19 protein-coding genes and 2 tRNA genes are annotated in these 17,951 nt (G+C 48.2%); 8 read left to right on the forward strand and 13 right to left on the reverse strand.

The window, feature by feature from the left end; all coding sequences use genetic code 11:
• Positions 1 to 276: 276 nt before the first annotated feature.
• Both ACLJPE_RS04205 and sodB read left to right on the forward strand, forming a co-directional pair.
• The gene (locus ACLJPE_RS04205; RefSeq protein ID WP_001552090.1) at positions 277 to 1,098 is read left to right on the forward strand and encodes a C40 family peptidase; all 822 of its coding nucleotides are present in this window, start codon (positions 277 to 279) and stop codon (positions 1,096 to 1,098) included.
• A gap of 126 nt (positions 1,099 to 1,224) precedes the next feature.
• Positions 1,225 to 1,806: a superoxide dismutase [Fe] gene (gene sodB / locus ACLJPE_RS04210; RefSeq protein WP_000007294.1), complete on the forward strand. Its 582-nt coding sequence runs from the start codon at positions 1,225 to 1,227 to the stop codon at positions 1,804 to 1,806.
• 82 nt (positions 1,807 to 1,888) lie between these two features.
• On the opposite strand, the gene ACLJPE_RS04215 is transcribed toward sodB, so the two are convergent.
• Entirely contained in the window at positions 1,889 to 1,978 is a 90-nt protein-coding gene (locus ACLJPE_RS04215; RefSeq protein ID WP_000102277.1) for a YnhF family membrane protein, read from the reverse strand.
• 295 nt (positions 1,979 to 2,273) lie between these two features.
• Between ACLJPE_RS04215 and purR the strand changes: the two genes are divergently transcribed.
• Entirely contained in the window at positions 2,274 to 3,299 is a 1,026-nt protein-coding gene (gene purR, locus ACLJPE_RS04220; protein ID WP_000190992.1) for an HTH-type transcriptional repressor PurR, read from the forward strand.
• On the opposite strand, the gene punR is transcribed toward purR, so the two are convergent.
• On the reverse strand, positions 3,296 to 4,228 hold the full coding sequence (punR, locus tag ACLJPE_RS04225) for a DNA-binding transcriptional activator PunR (RefSeq protein ID WP_000269523.1): 933 nt from the start codon (positions 4,226 to 4,228) through the stop codon (positions 3,296 to 3,298). The genes purR and punR overlap by 4 nt on opposite strands.
• A gap of 112 nt (positions 4,229 to 4,340) precedes the next feature.
• Here punR and punC point away from each other — a divergent pair, with 112 nt between their 5' ends.
• On the forward strand, positions 4,341 to 5,546 hold the full coding sequence (gene punC, locus ACLJPE_RS04230) for a purine nucleoside transporter PunC (protein ID WP_001182317.1): 1,206 nt from the start codon (positions 4,341 to 4,343) through the stop codon (positions 5,544 to 5,546).
• 289 nt (positions 5,547 to 5,835) lie between these two features.
• Positions 5,836 to 6,984 (forward strand): cyclopropane fatty acyl phospholipid synthase, encoded by a 1,149-nt coding sequence (cfa, locus tag ACLJPE_RS04235; protein WP_000098879.1) that lies wholly within the window; start codon positions 5,836 to 5,838, stop codon positions 6,982 to 6,984.
• A 41-nt stretch (positions 6,985 to 7,025) separates the two neighbouring features.
• On the opposite strand, the gene ACLJPE_RS04240 is transcribed toward cfa, so the two are convergent.
• Positions 7,026 to 7,667 (reverse strand): riboflavin synthase, encoded by a 642-nt coding sequence (locus ACLJPE_RS04240; protein WP_000493971.1) that lies wholly within the window; start codon positions 7,665 to 7,667, stop codon positions 7,026 to 7,028.
• A gap of 216 nt (positions 7,668 to 7,883) precedes the next feature.
• Here ACLJPE_RS04240 and mdtK point away from each other — a divergent pair, with 216 nt between their 5' ends.
• The 3 genes from mdtK to ACLJPE_RS04255 all read left to right on the forward strand — a co-directional run bounded on the left by mdtK (position 7,884) and on the right by ACLJPE_RS04255 (position 9,572).
• Positions 7,884 to 9,257 (forward strand): multidrug efflux MATE transporter MdtK, encoded by a 1,374-nt coding sequence (mdtK, locus tag ACLJPE_RS04245; protein WP_001175081.1) that lies wholly within the window; start codon positions 7,884 to 7,886, stop codon positions 9,255 to 9,257.
• Between the two features lie 151 nt (positions 9,258 to 9,408).
• A tRNA-Val gene (locus ACLJPE_RS04250) sits at positions 9,409 to 9,485 on the forward strand.
• 10 nt (positions 9,486 to 9,495) lie between these two features.
• Positions 9,496 to 9,572, forward strand: a tRNA-Val gene (locus tag ACLJPE_RS04255).
• A 157-nt stretch (positions 9,573 to 9,729) separates the two neighbouring features.
• Here ACLJPE_RS04255 and ssaU read toward each other — a convergent pair.
• The 10 genes from ssaU to ssaM form a co-directional block, all read right to left on the reverse strand.
• Complete coding sequence (gene ssaU / locus ACLJPE_RS04260; protein ID WP_001291707.1) at positions 9,730 to 10,788, reverse strand: SPI-2 type III secretion system apparatus protein SsaU; 1,059 nt, start codon at positions 10,786 to 10,788, stop codon at positions 9,730 to 9,732.
• Positions 10,785 to 11,564 carry an SPI-2 type III secretion system apparatus protein SsaT gene (ssaT, locus tag ACLJPE_RS04265; RefSeq protein ID WP_000193733.1) on the reverse strand — a complete coding sequence of 260 codons (780 nt, stop codon included), beginning with the start codon at positions 11,562 to 11,564 and terminating at the stop codon, positions 10,785 to 10,787. Before ssaT ends, ssaU begins: the two co-directional genes overlap by 4 nt.
• Positions 11,565 to 11,831, reverse strand: coding sequence for an SPI-2 type III secretion system apparatus protein SsaS (gene ssas / locus ACLJPE_RS04270; protein WP_000999982.1), 267 nt, complete (start codon positions 11,829 to 11,831; stop codon positions 11,565 to 11,567).
• On the reverse strand, positions 11,828 to 12,475 hold the full coding sequence (gene ssaR / locus ACLJPE_RS04275; protein ID WP_000056367.1) for an SPI-2 type III secretion system export apparatus protein SsaR: 648 nt from the start codon (positions 12,473 to 12,475) through the stop codon (positions 11,828 to 11,830). Before ssaR ends, ssas begins: the two co-directional genes overlap by 4 nt.
• A gap of 67 nt (positions 12,476 to 12,542) precedes the next feature.
• On the reverse strand, positions 12,543 to 13,511 hold the full coding sequence (ssaQ, locus tag ACLJPE_RS04280) for an SPI-2 type III secretion system cytoplasmic ring protein SsaQ (RefSeq protein ID WP_000944189.1): 969 nt from the start codon (positions 13,509 to 13,511) through the stop codon (positions 12,543 to 12,545).
• Positions 13,492 to 13,866, reverse strand: a complete 375-nt coding sequence (gene ssaP / locus ACLJPE_RS04285) for an SPI-2 type III secretion system apparatus protein SsaP (RefSeq protein ID WP_001223304.1) — start codon at positions 13,864 to 13,866, stop codon at positions 13,492 to 13,494. The genes ssaQ and ssaP overlap by 20 nt, the downstream gene beginning before the upstream one ends.
• Complete coding sequence (ssaO, locus tag ACLJPE_RS04290) at positions 13,847 to 14,224, reverse strand: SPI-2 type III secretion system apparatus protein SsaO (RefSeq protein WP_000449092.1); 378 nt, start codon at positions 14,222 to 14,224, stop codon at positions 13,847 to 13,849. The genes ssaP and ssaO overlap by 20 nt, the downstream gene beginning before the upstream one ends.
• Positions 14,225 to 14,226: 2 nt before the next feature.
• Entirely contained in the window at positions 14,227 to 15,528 is a 1,302-nt protein-coding gene (gene ssaN / locus ACLJPE_RS04295) for a SctN family type III secretion system ATPase SsaN (RefSeq protein WP_000787224.1), read from the reverse strand.
• Positions 15,518 to 17,563, reverse strand: coding sequence for an SPI-2 type III secretion system apparatus protein SsaV (gene ssaV / locus ACLJPE_RS04300; protein WP_001258221.1), 2,046 nt, complete (start codon positions 17,561 to 17,563; stop codon positions 15,518 to 15,520). Before ssaV ends, ssaN begins: the two co-directional genes overlap by 11 nt.
• Positions 17,548 to 17,916 (reverse strand): SPI-2 type III secretion system apparatus protein SsaM, encoded by a 369-nt coding sequence (gene ssaM, locus ACLJPE_RS04305; RefSeq protein WP_000383697.1) that lies wholly within the window; start codon positions 17,914 to 17,916, stop codon positions 17,548 to 17,550. Before ssaM ends, ssaV begins: the two co-directional genes overlap by 16 nt.
• Between the last annotated feature and the right edge of the window lie 35 nt (positions 17,917 to 17,951).

Below are 17,951 nucleotides of genomic sequence, written 5' to 3' on the forward strand. Positions count from 1 at the left end.
GGCAACGGAAAATAACATTTTCATCATGCCTTATTATTTTACCGTCTGCGGGAATAAGTTGTATACAAAATATCTTTTAAGCGGGTTGCCACGCTGTGATTTGTAGATAACGCGTTCGTGTTTAGCATTAATTGCTATTTTTTTTACATCTGTTAACGAAACACAGCTTCAGAAACCAAAAGCAATTACCAATCTGTGCTTTTGTAGATTAGAATTATCAGGTTTTGTAAATCATACGCAGGCATGAATCGCCTGCCTTTAACAGAGGATTGCTCAGTGGCGCGGATAAACAAAATCTCGATCACGCTCTGTGCTTTACTTTTTACTACTCTCCCTTTTACGCCAATGGCCCATGCTTCCAGGCAAGCCAAAGCGACGCCTGCTGTTTCTCATGTCACGAAAACGGCAGATAAAAAGAAAAGCACAACGAAAAAGATCAGTAAGACCAACAAAAAAAACGTAAAAAAAACCTCAAAAACCAGCCGTTCTTCTTCCGCTTCTACGCCAAAACGTACCACCGCCTCCACGAAATCTCATCATACGACGCATCGTCGTAACAGAACCGCGCCCACGTCAATCGCCGCCCTCGACGTAACGGAAAAATGCACGACGCGTAAAGGCCGTAAGCCGCACTGCGTGAAGGGGAAAGGAACATTGCCGGTCTCTATTGCCGATGCGCATCGTGCAAAAGTACAAAAAGCGACGAAAACCGCGATGTCCAAGCTCATGAATCAGATTGGTAAACCGTATCACTGGGGAGGCGCGTCGCCGCGCACCGGTTTTGATTGCAGCGGTCTGGTGTATTATGCCTATAAAGATTTAGTGAAGATCCGTATCCCCCGAACGGCGAATGAGATGTATCACCTGCGTGACGCGGCGCCCATTGAGCGTAGCGAGTTGAAAAACGGCGATCTGGTGTTCTTTCGTACGCAGGGGCGCGGCACCGCCGATCACGTTGGCGTCTATGTCGGCAACGGTAAGTTTATTCAGTCCCCGCGCAGCGGTCAGGAAATTAAGATCACCTCACTGAACGAAGAGTACTGGCAGCGTCATTATGTCGGCGCCCGCCGGGTGATGACGCCTAAAACAATTCGCTAATATTTTATCCTGTCGTTTAACGACAGGATAACTTCTTCTTTTGCGCCACCTCTCAATTTGCTACCCTATCCTTACGCGCACCAGGGGTATTGTGCGTGCGCAATATTAATAATAAGGAGAGAAGCAATGTCGTTCGAATTACCTGCATTACCGTATGCCAAAGATGCTCTGGCGCCGCATATTTCTGCTGAGACGCTGGAATATCACTATGGCAAACATCATCAGACTTACGTGACCAATCTTAACAATTTGATCAAAGGCACGGCGTTTGAAGGCAAATCGCTGGAAGAGATCGTGCGCGCCTCCGAAGGCGGTATCTTTAATAACGCCGCTCAGGTATGGAACCACACCTTCTACTGGAACTGCCTGGCGCCAAACGCTGGCGGCGAACCGACCGGGAAACTGGCTGATGCTATCGCGGCATCTTTTGGCAGCTTCGCGGAATTTAAAGCGCAGTTCACCGATGCCGCTATCAAAAACTTTGGTTCCGGATGGACATGGCTGGTAAAAAGCGCTGATGGCAAACTGGCTATCGTTTCTACCTCAAATGCCGGTACGCCGCTGACTACGGATGCAACGCCGTTGCTGACGGTTGATGTGTGGGAACACGCGTATTACATCGACTACCGCAACGCCCGTCCAAACTATCTGGAGCATTTCTGGGCGCTGGTTAACTGGGAATTTGTTGCGAAAAATCTCGCCGCATAAGTCTGAGTACGCAGAAGGTACGCCTTCTGCGTTTTAGAGAGGGATAGAATAGAGGAGACGCCCACCCTCAGAAGAGAGGAAATCAGTGCAGAGCGGCCGTTAATCCACCTGCGACAATCACGCCCAGAACAATCAGCGTAGTAATCAACGAAAATTTCAGGTCGGTACTCATCAAGTTTTCTCCTTTTTATTCCCACACAAAAAGTGATATAGCGCATTTTTGCACATTCCCGCACAAAAATCTCTCATGTTTTATATTGATAACTGTTTTTAACGCTTCCCCTTTTCCTCAAGATCAGACAAAATTCCAGGCTTACTGAATTAGCGTAACGGCCATTGACCCCTTCCTGACGTTCCGTGTCGTTTTTCCGGCGTGCCGCAACCCTGATGTTGCGATTAGGGTGTGTGTAGGCAAACGTTTACCTGGCGTTTCTCAGGAGCTTAGCGAGGGTCTGGAGTGAAATGTAATGGCAACAATTAAAGATGTAGCGAAACGGGCAAACGTTTCCACTACAACTGTATCACACGTAATCAACAAAACGCGTTTTGTCGCTGAAGAAACGCGTAACGCGGTCTGGGCGGCAATTAAAGAGCTGCACTACTCTCCCAGCGCCGTCGCACGTAGCCTGAAGGTTAACCATACCAAGTCGATAGGCTTACTGGCGACCAGCAGCGAAGCGGCCTATTTTGCCGAAATTATCGAGGCAGTTGAAAAAAACTGTTTCCAGAAAGGCTATACGCTGATTTTAGGCAACGCCTGGAATAACCTGGAAAAACAGCGCGCCTACCTGTCCATGATGGCGCAAAAGCGCGTGGATGGCCTGCTGGTGATGTGTTCTGAGTATCCAGAACCTCTGCTTTCCATGCTGGAAGAGTATCGCCATATTCCGATGGTGGTGATGGACTGGGGTGAGGCGAAGGCCGATTTTACCGACACGGTGATTGATAACGCCTTTGCAGGCGGCTATATGGCGGGTCGTTATCTGGTTGAGCGCGGCCACCGGGATATTGGCGTTATTCCCGGCCCGCTGGAGCGCAACACCGGCGCGGGCCGGCTGGCAGGCTTCATGAAAGCCATGGAGGAGGCGCTGATCAACGTGCCGGACAACTGGATTGTTCAGGGCGACTTCGAGCCGGAATCCGGTTACCACGCGATGCAGCAAATTTTATCGCAGTCACATCGCCCTACCGCCGTTTTCTGCGGCGGCGATATTATGGCGATGGGCGCGCTTTGCGCGGCTGACGAAATGGGGCTTCGCGTACCGCAGGATGTTTCGGTGATCGGTTATGACAATGTGCGTAACGCCCGTTTCTTTACCCCGGCGCTGACGACGATTCACCAGCCCAAAGACTCTTTAGGCGAAACCGCATTTAATATGCTATTGGATCGCATCGTCAATAAGCGTGAAGAGTCACAATCTATTGAAGTTCATCCACGCCTGGTTGAGCGTCGCTCAGTCGCTGACGGCCCGTTCCGCGACTATCGGCGTTAATCCCCGCTGTCGGGAGCCTCTTCTGGCTCCCGCAGCCACTCCCGATTCAACGTTTCGCTATCGCCCAAATAGTCCAGCAGCCATGCCAGCGCGGGCGAGGCCTCGTTTTGCTGCCACGTCACGCAACAGGCCGCATCGGGAAACGGATTCTCTAACGTCAGCGCCACCCATTTTCCGCTGTCTATCCACTGTCGGGCAAAATGCGTCGGCACCATTCCCACGCATAGTCCTGCCGACAGGCAGGTTGCCGATGACTCCCAGTCCGGTACGACGACCCTTTTTTGGTTATCCAGCAGCCAGGTAATCCGTTTCGGTAAGGTTCGCGAAGTGTCTTCCCTGACCAGCGACGGCCAGTTGCGCAGGGTATCATCGCTTAACGGCCCAGGCATCGACGCCAGCGGGTGATCGCTTGCCACTACGCAGCTCCAGCTCAGGGTCCCCATATCCCGAAAAGCGTAACGCCCCCCTACCGGAATCGCCTGCGTCGCCCCAATCGCCAGTTCGACACGCCCGTCGGAGAGCGCGTCCCAGACGCCGTTAAACACCTCCTGAAAAACCAGCAGTTCCACATCGTCAAAATGGCGATAGAAATCGACGATCATCTGCCGGGTACGTTCTGGTCTGACGATATTGTCCACCGCAATAGCTAACTGCCCGCGCCAGCCATTAGCAATTTGCTGACACTGTTGGCGAGTGATCTGCATTTTTTTGATAACAGAACGCCCTTCTTTTAAAAACCAGACGCCAGCAGGCGTCAGTTCAACATCACGGTGACGTCGTACAAAAAGCGGTACGGCCAGCCACTCCTCTAGCTGACGAACGGTGTAACTGACTGCTGAAGGCACACGGTGCAGTTCCTGCGCCGCCGCGCTAAAACTGCCATTGCGCGCCACGGCGTCAACCACTTCAAGCGAGTATTCCGACCACATAATTTGCCTACAAAAATTTTGAATTCACTGGACAAATATTAACGTTTCACAACCGTAATTTCACTCCCTACACTCTGCGACAATGTCTGTCTGATAAGAAAGAGAAACAAATATGCAACCTGGAAAAGGTTTTTTAGTCTGGTTAGCCGGCCTTAGCGTGCTGGGATTTCTGGCTACGGACATGTACCTGCCCGCGTTTGCCGCCATACAGGCGGATTTACAAACGCCTGCCGCCGCGGTCAGCGCCAGCCTCAGCCTGTTTTTAGCTGGCTTTGCCGTCGCGCAACTCCTCTGGGGACCGCTATCGGATCGTTATGGCCGTAAACCGATTTTACTGCTGGGGTTATCTATCTTTGCGCTCGGAAGTCTGGGGATGCTGTGGGTAGAAAGCGCGGCAGCACTGCTGACGCTGCGCTTTGTGCAGGCCGTCGGCGTTTGCGCGGCAACGGTAATCTGGCAAGCGCTGGTGACCGATTATTATCCTTCGCAAAAAATTAACCGTATCTTCGCCACTATCATGCCACTGGTGGGATTATCCCCGGCGCTTGCGCCCTTACTGGGAAGCTGGATACTGACGCATTTCTCATGGCAGGCGATTTTCGCCACCCTATTCGTGATTACGTTGTTGCTGATGTTGCCGGCGCTGCGTTTAAAACCATCGGTAAAAGCGCGTACCGAAGGACAGGATAAACTCACTTTCGCGACGTTGTTACGCTCTAAAACCTATCGCGGTAATGTGCTGATTTATGCCGCCTGTTCCGCCAGCTTTTTTGCGTGGCTAACAGGGTCCCCGTTTATTCTCAGCGCGATGGGTTACAGCCCGGCAGTAATTGGCCTGAGCTATGTTCCGCAAACCATCGCTTTTCTGATTGGCGGATATGGTTGCCGCGCGGCGCTACAAAAATGGCAGGGCTACCAATTGCTTCCGTGGCTGTTAGGGCTGTACGCGCTGAGCGTTATCGCCACCTGGGGAGCGGGCCTTCTGAATAATGCCTCACTGGTGGAGATCCTGATTCCTTTCTGCGTAATGGCGATTGCTAATGGCGCCATCTACCCTATCGTCGTCGCGCAAGCGTTACGCCCTTTCCCTCAAGCCACGGGGCGCGCTGCGGCGCTACAAAATACGCTGCAACTGGGGTTATGTTTCCTGGCAAGCCTGGTGGTTTCATGGCTCATCAGCACGCCGCTGTTGACCACCACCAGCGTAATGCTCTCTACCGTTGTTCTGGCGGCGTTAGGTTACAAAATGCAGTCTCATGCAGAGTGCGCTGAGGCCGAATTTCACCATGCCAATGTCGCCCACGACAAGTCTCACTAAAAGCTTGTTAACCGCTGGTAATTAGCACGCTAACAATTTTCGGTTGAATCATCAAAAATTGCGGCCTATACTGATTCACGGTTGTTTATATTACGATAATTATTAGGCATTAACGGGAACCGGAGCGTTCCCGATTCACCATGGATGGCCTTTTCGGCAAGGGTTCCTCCCTTCCTCTGTTCTACGTCGGATAACTGGCTCACGGAATTGCCCGTGGGATTTCTCACAAAGCCAAAAAAGCGTCTACGCTGTTTTAAGGTTCTGATCACCGTCCAGTGATGGAGAAACTATGAGTTCATCGTGTATAGAAGAAGTCAGCGTACCGGATGATAACTGGTACCGAATCGCCAACGAATTGTTAAGTCGCGCGGATATTACAATTAATGGTTCCGCCCCGTCTGACATTCGTGTTAAGAATCCCGATTTTTTTAAACGCGTCCTTCAGGAAGGATCGTTGGGGTTAGGTGAGAGTTACATGGATGGCTGGTGGGAATGCGAGCGTCTGGATATTTTCTTCAGCAAAGTCTTACGTGCCGGTCTTGAAAATCAACTCCCCCACCATGTTAAAGATACGCTCCGTATCCTCGGCGCGCGTCTGATTAATCTACAAAGTAAAAAACGCGCCTGGATTGTCGGCAAGGAACATTACGATCTTGGTAATGACCTTTTTTCCCGTATGCTCGATCCCTATATGCAATATTCTTGCGCCTACTGGAAAGATGCCGATACGCTGGAAGCGGCACAGCAAGCCAAGCTGAAATTAATTTGCGAAAAGCTACAGCTACAACCCGGGATGCGTGTGCTGGATATCGGCTGCGGCTGGGGCGGCCTGTCGCAATATATGGCGACCCATTATGGCGTTAGCGTGGTGGGCGTAACGATCTCCGCTGAACAACAAAAAATGGCGCAGACGCGTTGCGAAGGTCTGGATGTCTCCATTCTCCTGGAAGATTATCGCGACCTTAACGATCAGTTTGACCGAATCGTCTCCGTCGGTATGTTCGAACATGTCGGGCCAAAAAACTACAACACCTATTTTGAGGTTGTTGACAGGAATTTAAAACCGGATGGTCTTTTCCTGCTCCATACTATTGGTTCTAAAAAAACCGATCATAATGTCGATCCGTGGATCAATAAGTATATTTTCCCCAACGGTTGCTTGCCGTCTGTTCGTCAAATCGCCGAGGCCAGCGAATCACACTTTGTAATGGAAGACTGGCATAACTTTGGCGCCGACTATGACACGACTCTGATGGCGTGGCACGAGCGCTTTATCAATGCCTGGCCAGAGATTGCGGGCAATTATAACGAGCGCTTTAAACGTATGTTCAGCTATTATCTCAACGCCTGCGCGGGTGCGTTTCGCGCGCGTGATATCCAGCTTTGGCAGGTGGTATTTACGCGCGGCGTTGAAAACGGTCTGCGCGTTCCTCGCTAATCATCTCCCCCGTATTTCATGCGGGGGAATCTTATTTTCCGTTAGCCAATGTCGGCCTGATTTCTGACCGCATTTTCTCGTGCAGCCAGTACGCGTTCTACGGTATCAACAACCGCCTGCGTTTGCGGATCGATCTCGATATTCACACGCTCACCCAGTTTTTTTCTGCCAAGCGTAGTACGTTCCAGCGTTTCCGGAATGAGATGCACGCAGAAGCGCGTTGGCGTTACCTCGCCGACGGTCAAACTGATGCCGTCGACGCCGATAAAGCCTTTATACAGGATATACTTCATCAGGGACGCATCCTGCACTTTAAACCACACCTGATGGTTATTTTCGGAGGTCAGGATTTTCGCGATCTCCGCCGTCGTAATAATATGCCCCGACATCAGATGACCACCGATTTCATCGCTGAATTTGGCGGCGCGCTCTACGTTGACCTCATCACCTACCCTCAACGCGCCCAGATTGGTGATGCGCAACGTTTCTTTCATCAGATCGAAACTTATCTGGTTGCCGTTTATTTCAGTCACCGTCAAACAGCATCCGTTATGCGCTACCGACGCCCCCGTCTCCAGCCCCTCCAGCATGTAGTCCGGTAACGTCACCACATGGGTGCGAAAGTTGGGTTTTTCATCAATCGATACCAGTTTCGCGGTACCCTGTACGATCCCCGTAAACATATCTTCAACTCCTGAAATAAATAAAAGCAGAACTGTTCAGCACAATAGCAGGTGGAAAAACAGCTTGCCAGCAATGCGCCGTTAACAACTGTTTTTTCGCTGGAGAAATAGTAATACCCCGCTACAATAGACTGAAATTTCCCCTGCTATTTCTTTTGGCTGCCACTACGGCGGCTTTTTAGTCTTTCATATAACAACAAAATAAAAGGTGAATACGTGCAGAAGTATACCAGTGAAGCGCGTCAGTTATTAGCGTTAGCGATACCGGTGATCCTTGCGCAAGTGGCACAGACCGCAATGGGATTCGTCGATACCGTCATGGCAGGAGGCTATAGCGCTACGGACATGGCTGCCGTCGCTATCGGCACCTCTATCTGGCTTCCCGCCATTTTGTTTGGTCACGGCTTACTGCTGGCCTTGACGCCCGTGATTGCGCAACTCAATGGCTCCGGCCGTCGTGAGCGTATCGCGCATCAGGTTCGACAAGGGTTCTGGCTGGCGGGCTTTGTCTCCGTGCTGGTGATGATTGTCCTGTGGAATGCCGGATACATTATCCGCTCCATGCATAATATTGATCCGGCGCTAGCTGATAAAGCCGTGGGTTATCTTCGCGCGCTACTGTGGGGCGCGCCAGGATACCTTTTCTTCCAGGTAGCGCGAAACCAGTGCGAAGGTCTGGCCAAAACCAAACCGGGTATGGTGATGGGATTTTTGGGCCTGCTGGTGAATATTCCGGTGAACTATATTTTTATCTATGGCCATTTTGGTATGCCGGAACTCGGCGGTATCGGCTGCGGCGTTGCGACCGCGGCGGTCTATTGGGTGATGTTTATCGCCATGCTTTCTTACATTAAACACGCGCGTTCAATGCGTGATATTCGTAATGAAACAGGCTTTGGCAAACCCGATAGCGTCGTCATGAAGCGCCTGATTCAACTGGGGTTGCCGATTGCGCTGGCGCTGTTCTTTGAAGTGACGTTGTTTGCGGTCGTTGCGCTGCTGGTTTCGCCATTAGGTATTGTGGATGTCGCGGGTCATCAGATTGCGCTTAACTTTAGCTCGCTGATGTTCGTACTGCCGATGTCGCTGGCTGCGGCGGTAACGATTCGAGTGGGTTATCGTCTGGGCCAGGGCTCGACGCTGGATGCGCAAACCGCAGCGCGTACCGGTTTAGGCGTCGGCATTTGTATGGCTGTGGTTACCGCGATCTTTACCGTTACTCTGCGTAAGCATATTGCTTTGCTCTACAATGACAACCCCGAGGTCGTGGCGCTTGCCGCGCAATTAATGCTGCTCGCCGCGGTTTATCAGATTTCCGACTCTATACAGGTTATCGGCAGCGGTATTCTGCGCGGTTATAAAGATACGCGTTCCATCTTTTTTATCACCTTTACCGCCTACTGGGTGTTAGGTTTACCCAGCGGTTATATCCTGGCGTTAACGGATCTGGTGGTGGATCGTATGGGACCGGCGGGCTTCTGGATGGGGTTCATCATCGGCCTGACCTCGGCGGCGGTGTTAATGATGCTACGGATGCGCTATCTACAACGTCAGCCGTCCGCCATCATTTTGCAGCGCGCTGCGCGATAATACGACGATAGCCGTCGCATGGCGGCTATTTTCTCGACATGTTGCATATTTCCACCGCAATCAGGTGATTTCAGGAAGAAAATTGCGATTTCCCTCTTGCCTCATTGCAGTTGTGACGCTAATATTCGTCCCCGTTGTCACCTACAACGTTGCGTTCATAGCTCAGTTGGTTAGAGCACCACCTTGACATGGTGGGGGTCGTTGGTTCGAGTCCAATTGAACGCACCATCATTTTAATGCGTCTGTAGCTCAGTTGGTTAGAGCACCACCTTGACATGGTGGGGGTCGATGGTTCGAGTCCATTCAGACGCACCAATCCATTTCTTGTGTAATTTTAAAATACGCTATCTGGTGCTTGTGCCAGGCTAAAAGCGATTATTTTCAGTCTCTCACCTTTATCGTCAAGCGCTGCACTATACTGTATTACCCCTCTTAACCTTCGCAGTGGCCTGAAGAAGCATACCAAAAGCATTTATGGTGTTTCGGTAGAATGCGCATAATCTATCTTCATCACCATACGTAACAAGGCTGCAACGGGTTCAAATAACGTTTCAGGAATTTTATCTCCACGTTCCACTTCAAAAAATAATGAGCGGGCCAGCTCAACATTTTCAACAACGGGGATGCAGTTGCGTTCAGCGATGTTAACAATATAGTTAGCTTGAGCATCACTACCTTTTTCCAGAACGCGTGGTATTGGCATATCGGTGGGATGATAGCCAAGACAAACCGCAATATGCGTTGGATTACGCACTACCGCAACAGATTGTTTAACCGATTGAGCTAAACTCCCACTTTGTATTTCACTCTGCATTTCCCGACGCCGTGTCTTCATTTGAGGGTCTCCCTCCAGATCTTTATGCTCCTGTTTTACGTCATCTTTACTCATTTTTAGATCTTTTCTAATCTTATAATATTGAAAAGAATAGTCCAGTATGCCAACGACGATATAAAAAGCCATTACCCCTACCCATAACCATTTTATTAAAGAAGAAACTACAAGCAGGCCACAGGCTAACCCACAGTACGGTAGCGCCCGAAAAGTACTGGCATAATAATAAAAGAAAAAGGCAAAGATAAGAGATAGCATGATAACTTTTAGGCTGGATTTACATAATTCCACTACGCTATGTAAAGAGAATATCTGCTTAAAATTACTTACCGGATTTATATGCTCACTTTTAAAACCAATGGCCTTACTGGCAATAACCACCCCCACCTGAAGAAACACGCTACCCACAGTAGCAACTATTACCCCTGCGCCCAGAAACAGCAGTGCAGAAGTCAATGACTCTATCAAAGCATGAGTCAATTGCGTTAATGCATAAGAAAATGGTTTATTTACTAATTGTAATGTGAAAGTTATTGACGCAATCAGTATCAAAATCATCTTTTCAGTAAAGAAATGAAAATACAAATAAAGCGCAATCAGCTGAAATAATGATGTTATTTCAATACTTTTGACGACCTGCCCTTCCTTACGGCCATCACGTAATTTCTTTTCTGTAGGCTGTTCTGTTTTCTCGCTCATACAGATGGGAACCAGTCTTTCAGATAAATATAAAATTTATCGCTTTCAACCAAATAGTGATGAAGAGCATAAGGGAATGAGATCAGTAGCGTTAGTAAAACTAATATACTTTTGAGCGGCATTGAGAAGAAAAATACATTCAATTGTTGTGCCGACCGATTTAAAAGACCTAAAGCCAGATCGGCTAATACCATACATATTATGGCAGGAAGAGAGAAGCTGATGCATAATTGATAAAGCGTTCTCCACTCTGCCTGGATATATTTTAAAAATTGCCGGTCAAATAATAAAGTACGCCCTGGCGGTAAATATTGGTATGACTCATACAGAATGTTTAATATAAACTCCATGCCGCCGCTTATAAAGAAAATAACACACAAAAACTGGCTGAAAAGCAAGCCAAAAAGTGAGGTTTCAGCTTCCATTGTAGAATTGAATATCGTACCCATTGTCGCGCCACGTAAAGTATCAAGCAGAAACCCCGCCATATCAACGGCCCAAAAGGGAACCGCCGCACAAAACCCAATTAAAAAACCAATAATCACCTCTCCGGTGACTAACCCTAACCAACTGTAATCTTTACCAATATGCATAATAATCTTCTGCTGGTAAATGATTGGTAATATCGGAAAGGTAAGTGACATAAGCACGCCATTACGTAAAAGTGCGGCCCCTAAACTGCCACTTTTTAATAGGGGAAGTAATAAAGAAAGGCTCAATGGTCGAATAAAAGCCACAGCCAATGCAATAAGCCACTCATTTAACTGTTGTGTCATTCAACCATGCTCTCCAATTCGTAACATTATCTGCCGGGTATAATTCAACAGGATACCGCTAAGCCATGGGTAGCTGACCATTAAGGTTATTGCAATTGCCAATAATTTAATCATGAACTGTAGCGTTTGGTCCTGTATTTGAGTCAAGGCCTGAACAAGGCTTACGATGACACCAACTACCGATGCCACCAACACCACCGGCATAGACGTAAAAAGGACGATCCATAAAAGTTGCGTTACAAATTGCGTCAATTCAGAATCATTCATGAAAAGCTCTGTACCAATTGCGCCAGTGTCAGATCCCAACCGCCTGCCAGTAAAAATATTAGCAGCTTAAACGGTAATGAAATGGTCATCGGCGACACCATCATCATTCCCATAGCCAGCAGTATATTTGAAATAAGCAGGTCAATAGCCAGAAAGGGAAGATAAATAAGTAATCCAATCCGAAATGCCTGCGTTAACTGACTCACCGTAAATGCCGGAATTAATATGAGCAAAGAATCAGGTTTTATCTTTCTTTTTATGTCTTCAGGCCAAGTTCGTTTTATCAAATTCCGAAAATAATTGGCTTCCTTCTCTTCAGAGTTTTTTTGCAAAAACTGTCGATAAGGCGCTAATGCTTTACTGTCCCACTCAGACGTCCAGAAAGGAGCGCCAGCGACCTGAACCGGATGCCAGCGCTCTTTTACAGCTAATAGCGTCGGCCCCATAATGAATAAGGAAAGTACAAGCGCAAGCCCATACAGTGCAATGTTTGGGGGAACTTGTTGAATACCCAGTGCATTTCGTAAAATCGAAAACACCACCGCCAGTTTAAGGAAAGAGGTTCCCATGACGATAATGAGAGGCAGTATTGAAAGCAGAAACAATATACCAATCAGTTGCAAAGGCGAATCGGGTAAAGACATACTGTATCTCTCATGACACGACCTGGAACGCTATTATATTGTTCGCATATTATTTTTCTTATCAGGTTTACGCTGTATTTTTGGAAAGATACCAACGTGTAATACGCACCATAAATTCATTGCCACAGGCAATCAACTCACCTTGCCCAATAATACGGTCATTTACTCTTATCGTCACCTCTGGCGCAAAACATCCACCTACAGGCAAAACGTCCCCCGTTTTAAGTTGCCGTAATTGTCCAATTTCCAGACTCGCACGTCCGATCTCAAAGAGCACCTGTTGTGGTATCTGCTCAAGTTCGACTGAAGACGTTCCGTCACTCTTTGACATTGGGCTCCCTGACGCAAGTAGCGTTTCGATATCCTGGACTAATTCGTCAAATTTCATCGTGTTATCCTCTGTCAGCAATACCCTTGCGTAGATTCCCCCTGGTAGTTGAATAGCAAAAAAACCGAGTCTGATGTCGCCAAAGCAATGAATCCGAACGCCCATGCCGATTTCGATAGACTCAAGTTCAATTAATGTAAGCTGGCACCAGCCTAAATATACAGGGACTACAATAGGAGGAGCAGGATAAATCTGTTGACGCTCAGCAGAAAGCTCTCCGACTATATTGCGCAAAAAACCCGTTGGCCATGTAAAAATAATGCTATGGAACTCATGCTCTTCAACTATCCATTTAATATGCAACGCTAGCTGATGTGGTAGATTACTGCAGGATGTTGGCGGTTCGTTCTGACAGAGGGTGGCATCACTGGCTTGCAATAACGGCGCCAGCCCCCATTCAGCTATTCCATATAGCAATTCAGGATCGATAGCCGATCGATTAGCGGTGCCAATTAACCCTTCACACCAGCGCTGCCAGCATTGTTCTGCAATCCACACCCTACCCAGCTCATTATGATAATTTATGGTAAATAATGTCCCTTGCTGTACTGGATATTGTTGCATACTCAATGTCAGCTCACCAATGGTAGCGCCTTGCGTTGGAAGTATCTCCACCCACGGACGCTCTTCATTCGCTATTCTTAACATAGAATATCTCCAGGGAAATTATATACCCCATATGCAGCAACTGAGACTCCAGCCACTGCTTTAGCGCTTTCATCGAACGGTAAATTTCATGATGAGGGACATTGATTCTTAACTGGATTAGCCCCCCTGATTCACATACTTCACACTCTACACCGTCAAGATAACCGCCACTAACACGATAACGTTGCGTGAAAACCACGTTCTTATTCAATGCTGCAGGAGGATTATTCTCACCAATGGGTAATGCCTGGTGCATGAGTTGTTCAAAGTCCATACGTTCCGCCTCCGCCTCGTTATCATCCTGATAAGACTGGCATGGCAACCCAAGACTTCCCTCAACTTTGGTAATACGCATCGCTTAATACCATAGTAATTTTTTCTTTCTTTTTCATAAGCGCATTAAAATTCTTCTGTAATTCGCTTCGCCGGGAGACAAGCTGCTGATACTGATTTTCTAACTGCTGCCGTTGCGTCAAAAAGCTCTGCGCCTGAGTGAATAGCCCGGCCATTTGTTGTTTCTTATCCAACAATAAATGACAAGATAACGTACCTTGCCAGCCCATTAATTCTTTCAGTCTGGTAGTCACTGCTAAAGCGCGCGTCTGGCAAATCTGCTGTTCCGTAATAATCGCCTGTTGCTGCTGATCAAGTACGGTAAGTTTGCCGCGTAATTGCTTTTCACGCCGCGCGATTATCTCCAGCAAAGTTTCCATGATCACTCGGTGAGTATTTGGTGTAATTTTTCTATAAGTAGCTCGGGTCCGCATACTTCATCCTTACTTTGTCGCAAAAATGTGCAAATATCCGGATAGGTATCAATGGCTTTGTCAGTATCAGTATCAACTCCTCGCTGGTATTCCCCAATGCGTATTAACAGTTCAACCTCCTGGTAAAGCGCCAGGCGCCGTCGCAATATCGCCGCCAGTTGACGATGCTCATGGCTGGTAACGACTGGAAAAACGCGGCTGAGCGTTGCCAACACGTCAATGGCAGGATAATGCCCCCTCTCTGCAAGCCGTCGGGATAGCACAATATGTCCATCAAGCAGTGAACGGACCTCATCCGCCAACGGCTCATTCATATCATCGCCTTCCACCAGTACCGTATAAAATGCGGTAATACTGCCTTTTTCTCCCATTCCTGTACGTTCTAAAAGTCGTGGCAATGCACTAAATACGCCTGGCGGATATTCTCCAGAAACCGCGGTCTCTCCGGCGGCCAGAGCGATTTCCCGTGCGGCCCTGGCATAACGCGTCAGTGAGTCGGCAAGCAAGACGACTCGCTTTCCATTATCGCGAAAAAATTCTGCTATCGTGGTGGCCACAAACAGCGCCCTCACGCGCTCTAAGGCGGGTCTGTCAGAAGTTGCGACAACAATGACACAACGTTTTCGGGTCTCTTCAGACAGTGTAAAATCGATGAACTCGCGGACTTCTCGTCCACGTTCACCAATTAACACCAGAACATTGCTGTCTGCGTCTGGAGCATTACACAGCATCGCCAGAAGCGTGCTTTTCCCCACGCCAGGAGCAGAAAAAATACCCACTCGTTGCCCTTCGCCACAGGTCGCAACGCTATCAATAGCGCGAATCCCCGTCATTAATGGTTGAGTGATAGGCTGTCGAACCATTGCGGGAGGAGGCATTGCATCATAGTCTTTCCAGCAGACGTCGGGCAGTTCGCGGCCATCAAGGGGACGACCAAAGCCATCAATGACTCGCCCTAATAACGCTTCGCCCACGGGAACCTGATGGCGTCGCCTTAAGGCCGTCACTTGCTGCCCGCAGTGAAGTCCGATAGTACTCGTAAAAGGAGATAGCAAAGCTTTGCTGCCATTAATCCCCACGACTTCAGCAAGTTCTTCTCCAGGCTTTATACAGCACAACTCGCCCATAAATACCCCAGGCAACCACGCATTTAACAACGTTGCGCTGACATCCTGAATTCGGCCCCATCGACAATAACCATCAGGGGGCGGATATTTCAGCCTCAGACGTTGCATCAATTCATTCTTCATTGTCCGCCAACTCCTCTTCGCTAAGGTCAATACTTTCTACCACTTGTATAAGGCTCTCCTCTCCTAATTCCTGCCATGACAAAATCGGTACGTCGAACAAGGTGGCTTCTGTAATTTTTCGCAAGAAACGTCGGGTGTCGACAGAAGTGACAATGAATAATTTGGCTGACTGCTTCAGCGCCTGCTCGATAAGTTGCAGGATCTGCGTCTTATGACGAGACGACAGCGCAGTATAGGTCCCCATTGCCGTCTGGCGAATGGATTCACGCACGAGGTTCTCAATACCTTCGCCGATCCGCAAAATCGGCAGCGGTTTTCCTTCCGGATTAAGACGACGCAGAATATGACGGCGAAGCGCGATACGGACATATTCTGTCAACATCAGGACATCTTTTTCACGTGGTGCCCAGTCAATTAAGGTGCCGAAAATAAGACGTAAATCTCTAATAGAAACCCGCTCTGATACAAGCCGCTGCAAAGTTTCAGCGATTTTATTAATGGGTAACTGGCGCTGAAGTTCTTTCACCAGCTCAGAGTAGTTTTTTTCCATCGCATTCATTAGATAACGCGTTTCCTGAACACCAATAAACTCTCCCATATGCCGAAGCAGGACACATTTTAATAAGGCAGAGATACGTTGGCTGCCCGCGAAAACGTCCAGTCCAAAACCTTGCGCCTTATGGGCCATGTCTTTTGTAAGCCAACAGATCTGCCCCATCCCGTTCGGTAACGTCTGGCTATCACCCACCACACTGGCGTCCGCGCCTATCAATAAATAATCCGCCTGGGCGGGAATAGATAAACTAAATACGGGTTCCTGATATAGCAGTACCGTCAATTTTTCGGTGGGTTCAGGCAAAACCTCAATATTCACCTCAGGGAGAGGAACGCCGGTATCCTCAAATAAAAACCATCTCATGGCGTCAATATCACGAATCAGGTCGGCAGAATGTAACGTCGGGGTAAGACGTAAGATTAGGGGACATGCGCCGGGAACCATACTATCTTTTTCCGGCGCTTCGACGCCATTTGCGGAAACCACAGACTTTTTGCGACGAATGAGGATAATTGGCAATGCTAACAACGCTGAAAAGAAAGCGAGAGTGATAAAAGGAAAGCCGGGAATTAAGGCGAGGAGCATTAAAACCACAGCGGTTAATATTAGCGACTGAGGTTGTCTGGCAATTTGAGAACTCAACTCTGTCGCCAGGTTCTGGCGTTTCTCACCCGGAACACGGGTGACAATAATTCCCGCGCTAAGGGAAATCAGCAGCGATGGAATTTGCCCACATAAACCATCTCCGATTGACAGTACGCTATAAGTGTGAACAGCCTCACTCATCGACATATCATATTGTACGATAGCGATAATAATACCGCCGATAATGTTCACCAGAACAACAATAATACCGGCAATCGTATCGCCTTTAACAAATTTCATCGCACCGTCCATCGCACCGAGAAAGCGGCTTTCCTGCTGGACGTGCTGTCTTAATGTACGGGCATGGTCTGCATCGATAACTCCGGCACGCAAATCGCCATCGATACTCATTTGTTTGCCTGGCATCCCATCAAGCGAGAAACGTGCGCTAACTTCCGCCACCCTCTCGATACCTTTTGTAATGACAATAAACTGCACGATAGTAATGATGGTAAATACGACCAACCCAACGGTGAGATTTCCTCCTACGACAAACTTACCGAAAGCATCCACAATATTACCGGCATTATGTTGTAACAGTACCAGCCGTGATGTGCTGATTGTGAGTGACAAACGATATAATGTAGTAATAAGTAATAAAGACGGAAATACCGATAAATCGAGAGGGTCACTAAGATAAATAGCAATTAAGAGCAGGATCACTGAAAACATAAGGTTGATAGTAATCAGGATATCAACCATCCAGGTCGGTAAAGGTAACAGCATCATCACAATAGCGATTAATAACACCGTCGCCAGAACCATATCCTGCCGACCCGCGCATACACTGAGCCACTGTTGCGCCCTGATTCCCTCACCTAACCATGAACGCATTGCGACTCCAGAAATTTTATTTGTCGATGATGTAATCGTAACCAGAGCTCGGCGGAGCTGGAAAGAGGAGGAGAACAGCTCATTGCAAGCCCATCGCGCAACAAAAATAATCGCTGAGGAATACCCAGGAACGCTGCAGGTTTCCAGTGAGTTAAGGCTTTAAAAAGCAGATCTTCGTCTAAGAAGGTTTGCTTGAGTATCTGACATAAGTGAATACGACCGTTATGATAGTTTAGATAGGTTTCATATTGTCCTTGCCGCCAGAACATATTGGTTGCTAAAGGCCGTTCAGCTAATCCTGCTAATTGAATAAAAAGCTGAATATTACGTTCAGTAATGAGATCCCAATCCATCCTGCCGCCTCATGATGAGCCAGAACGCCAATTTA

This window comes from Salmonella sp. SAL04196, from assembly GCF_046550835.1.
In the GTDB taxonomy this organism is placed as follows: Bacteria; Pseudomonadota; Gammaproteobacteria; order Enterobacterales; family Enterobacteriaceae; genus Salmonella; species Salmonella enterica.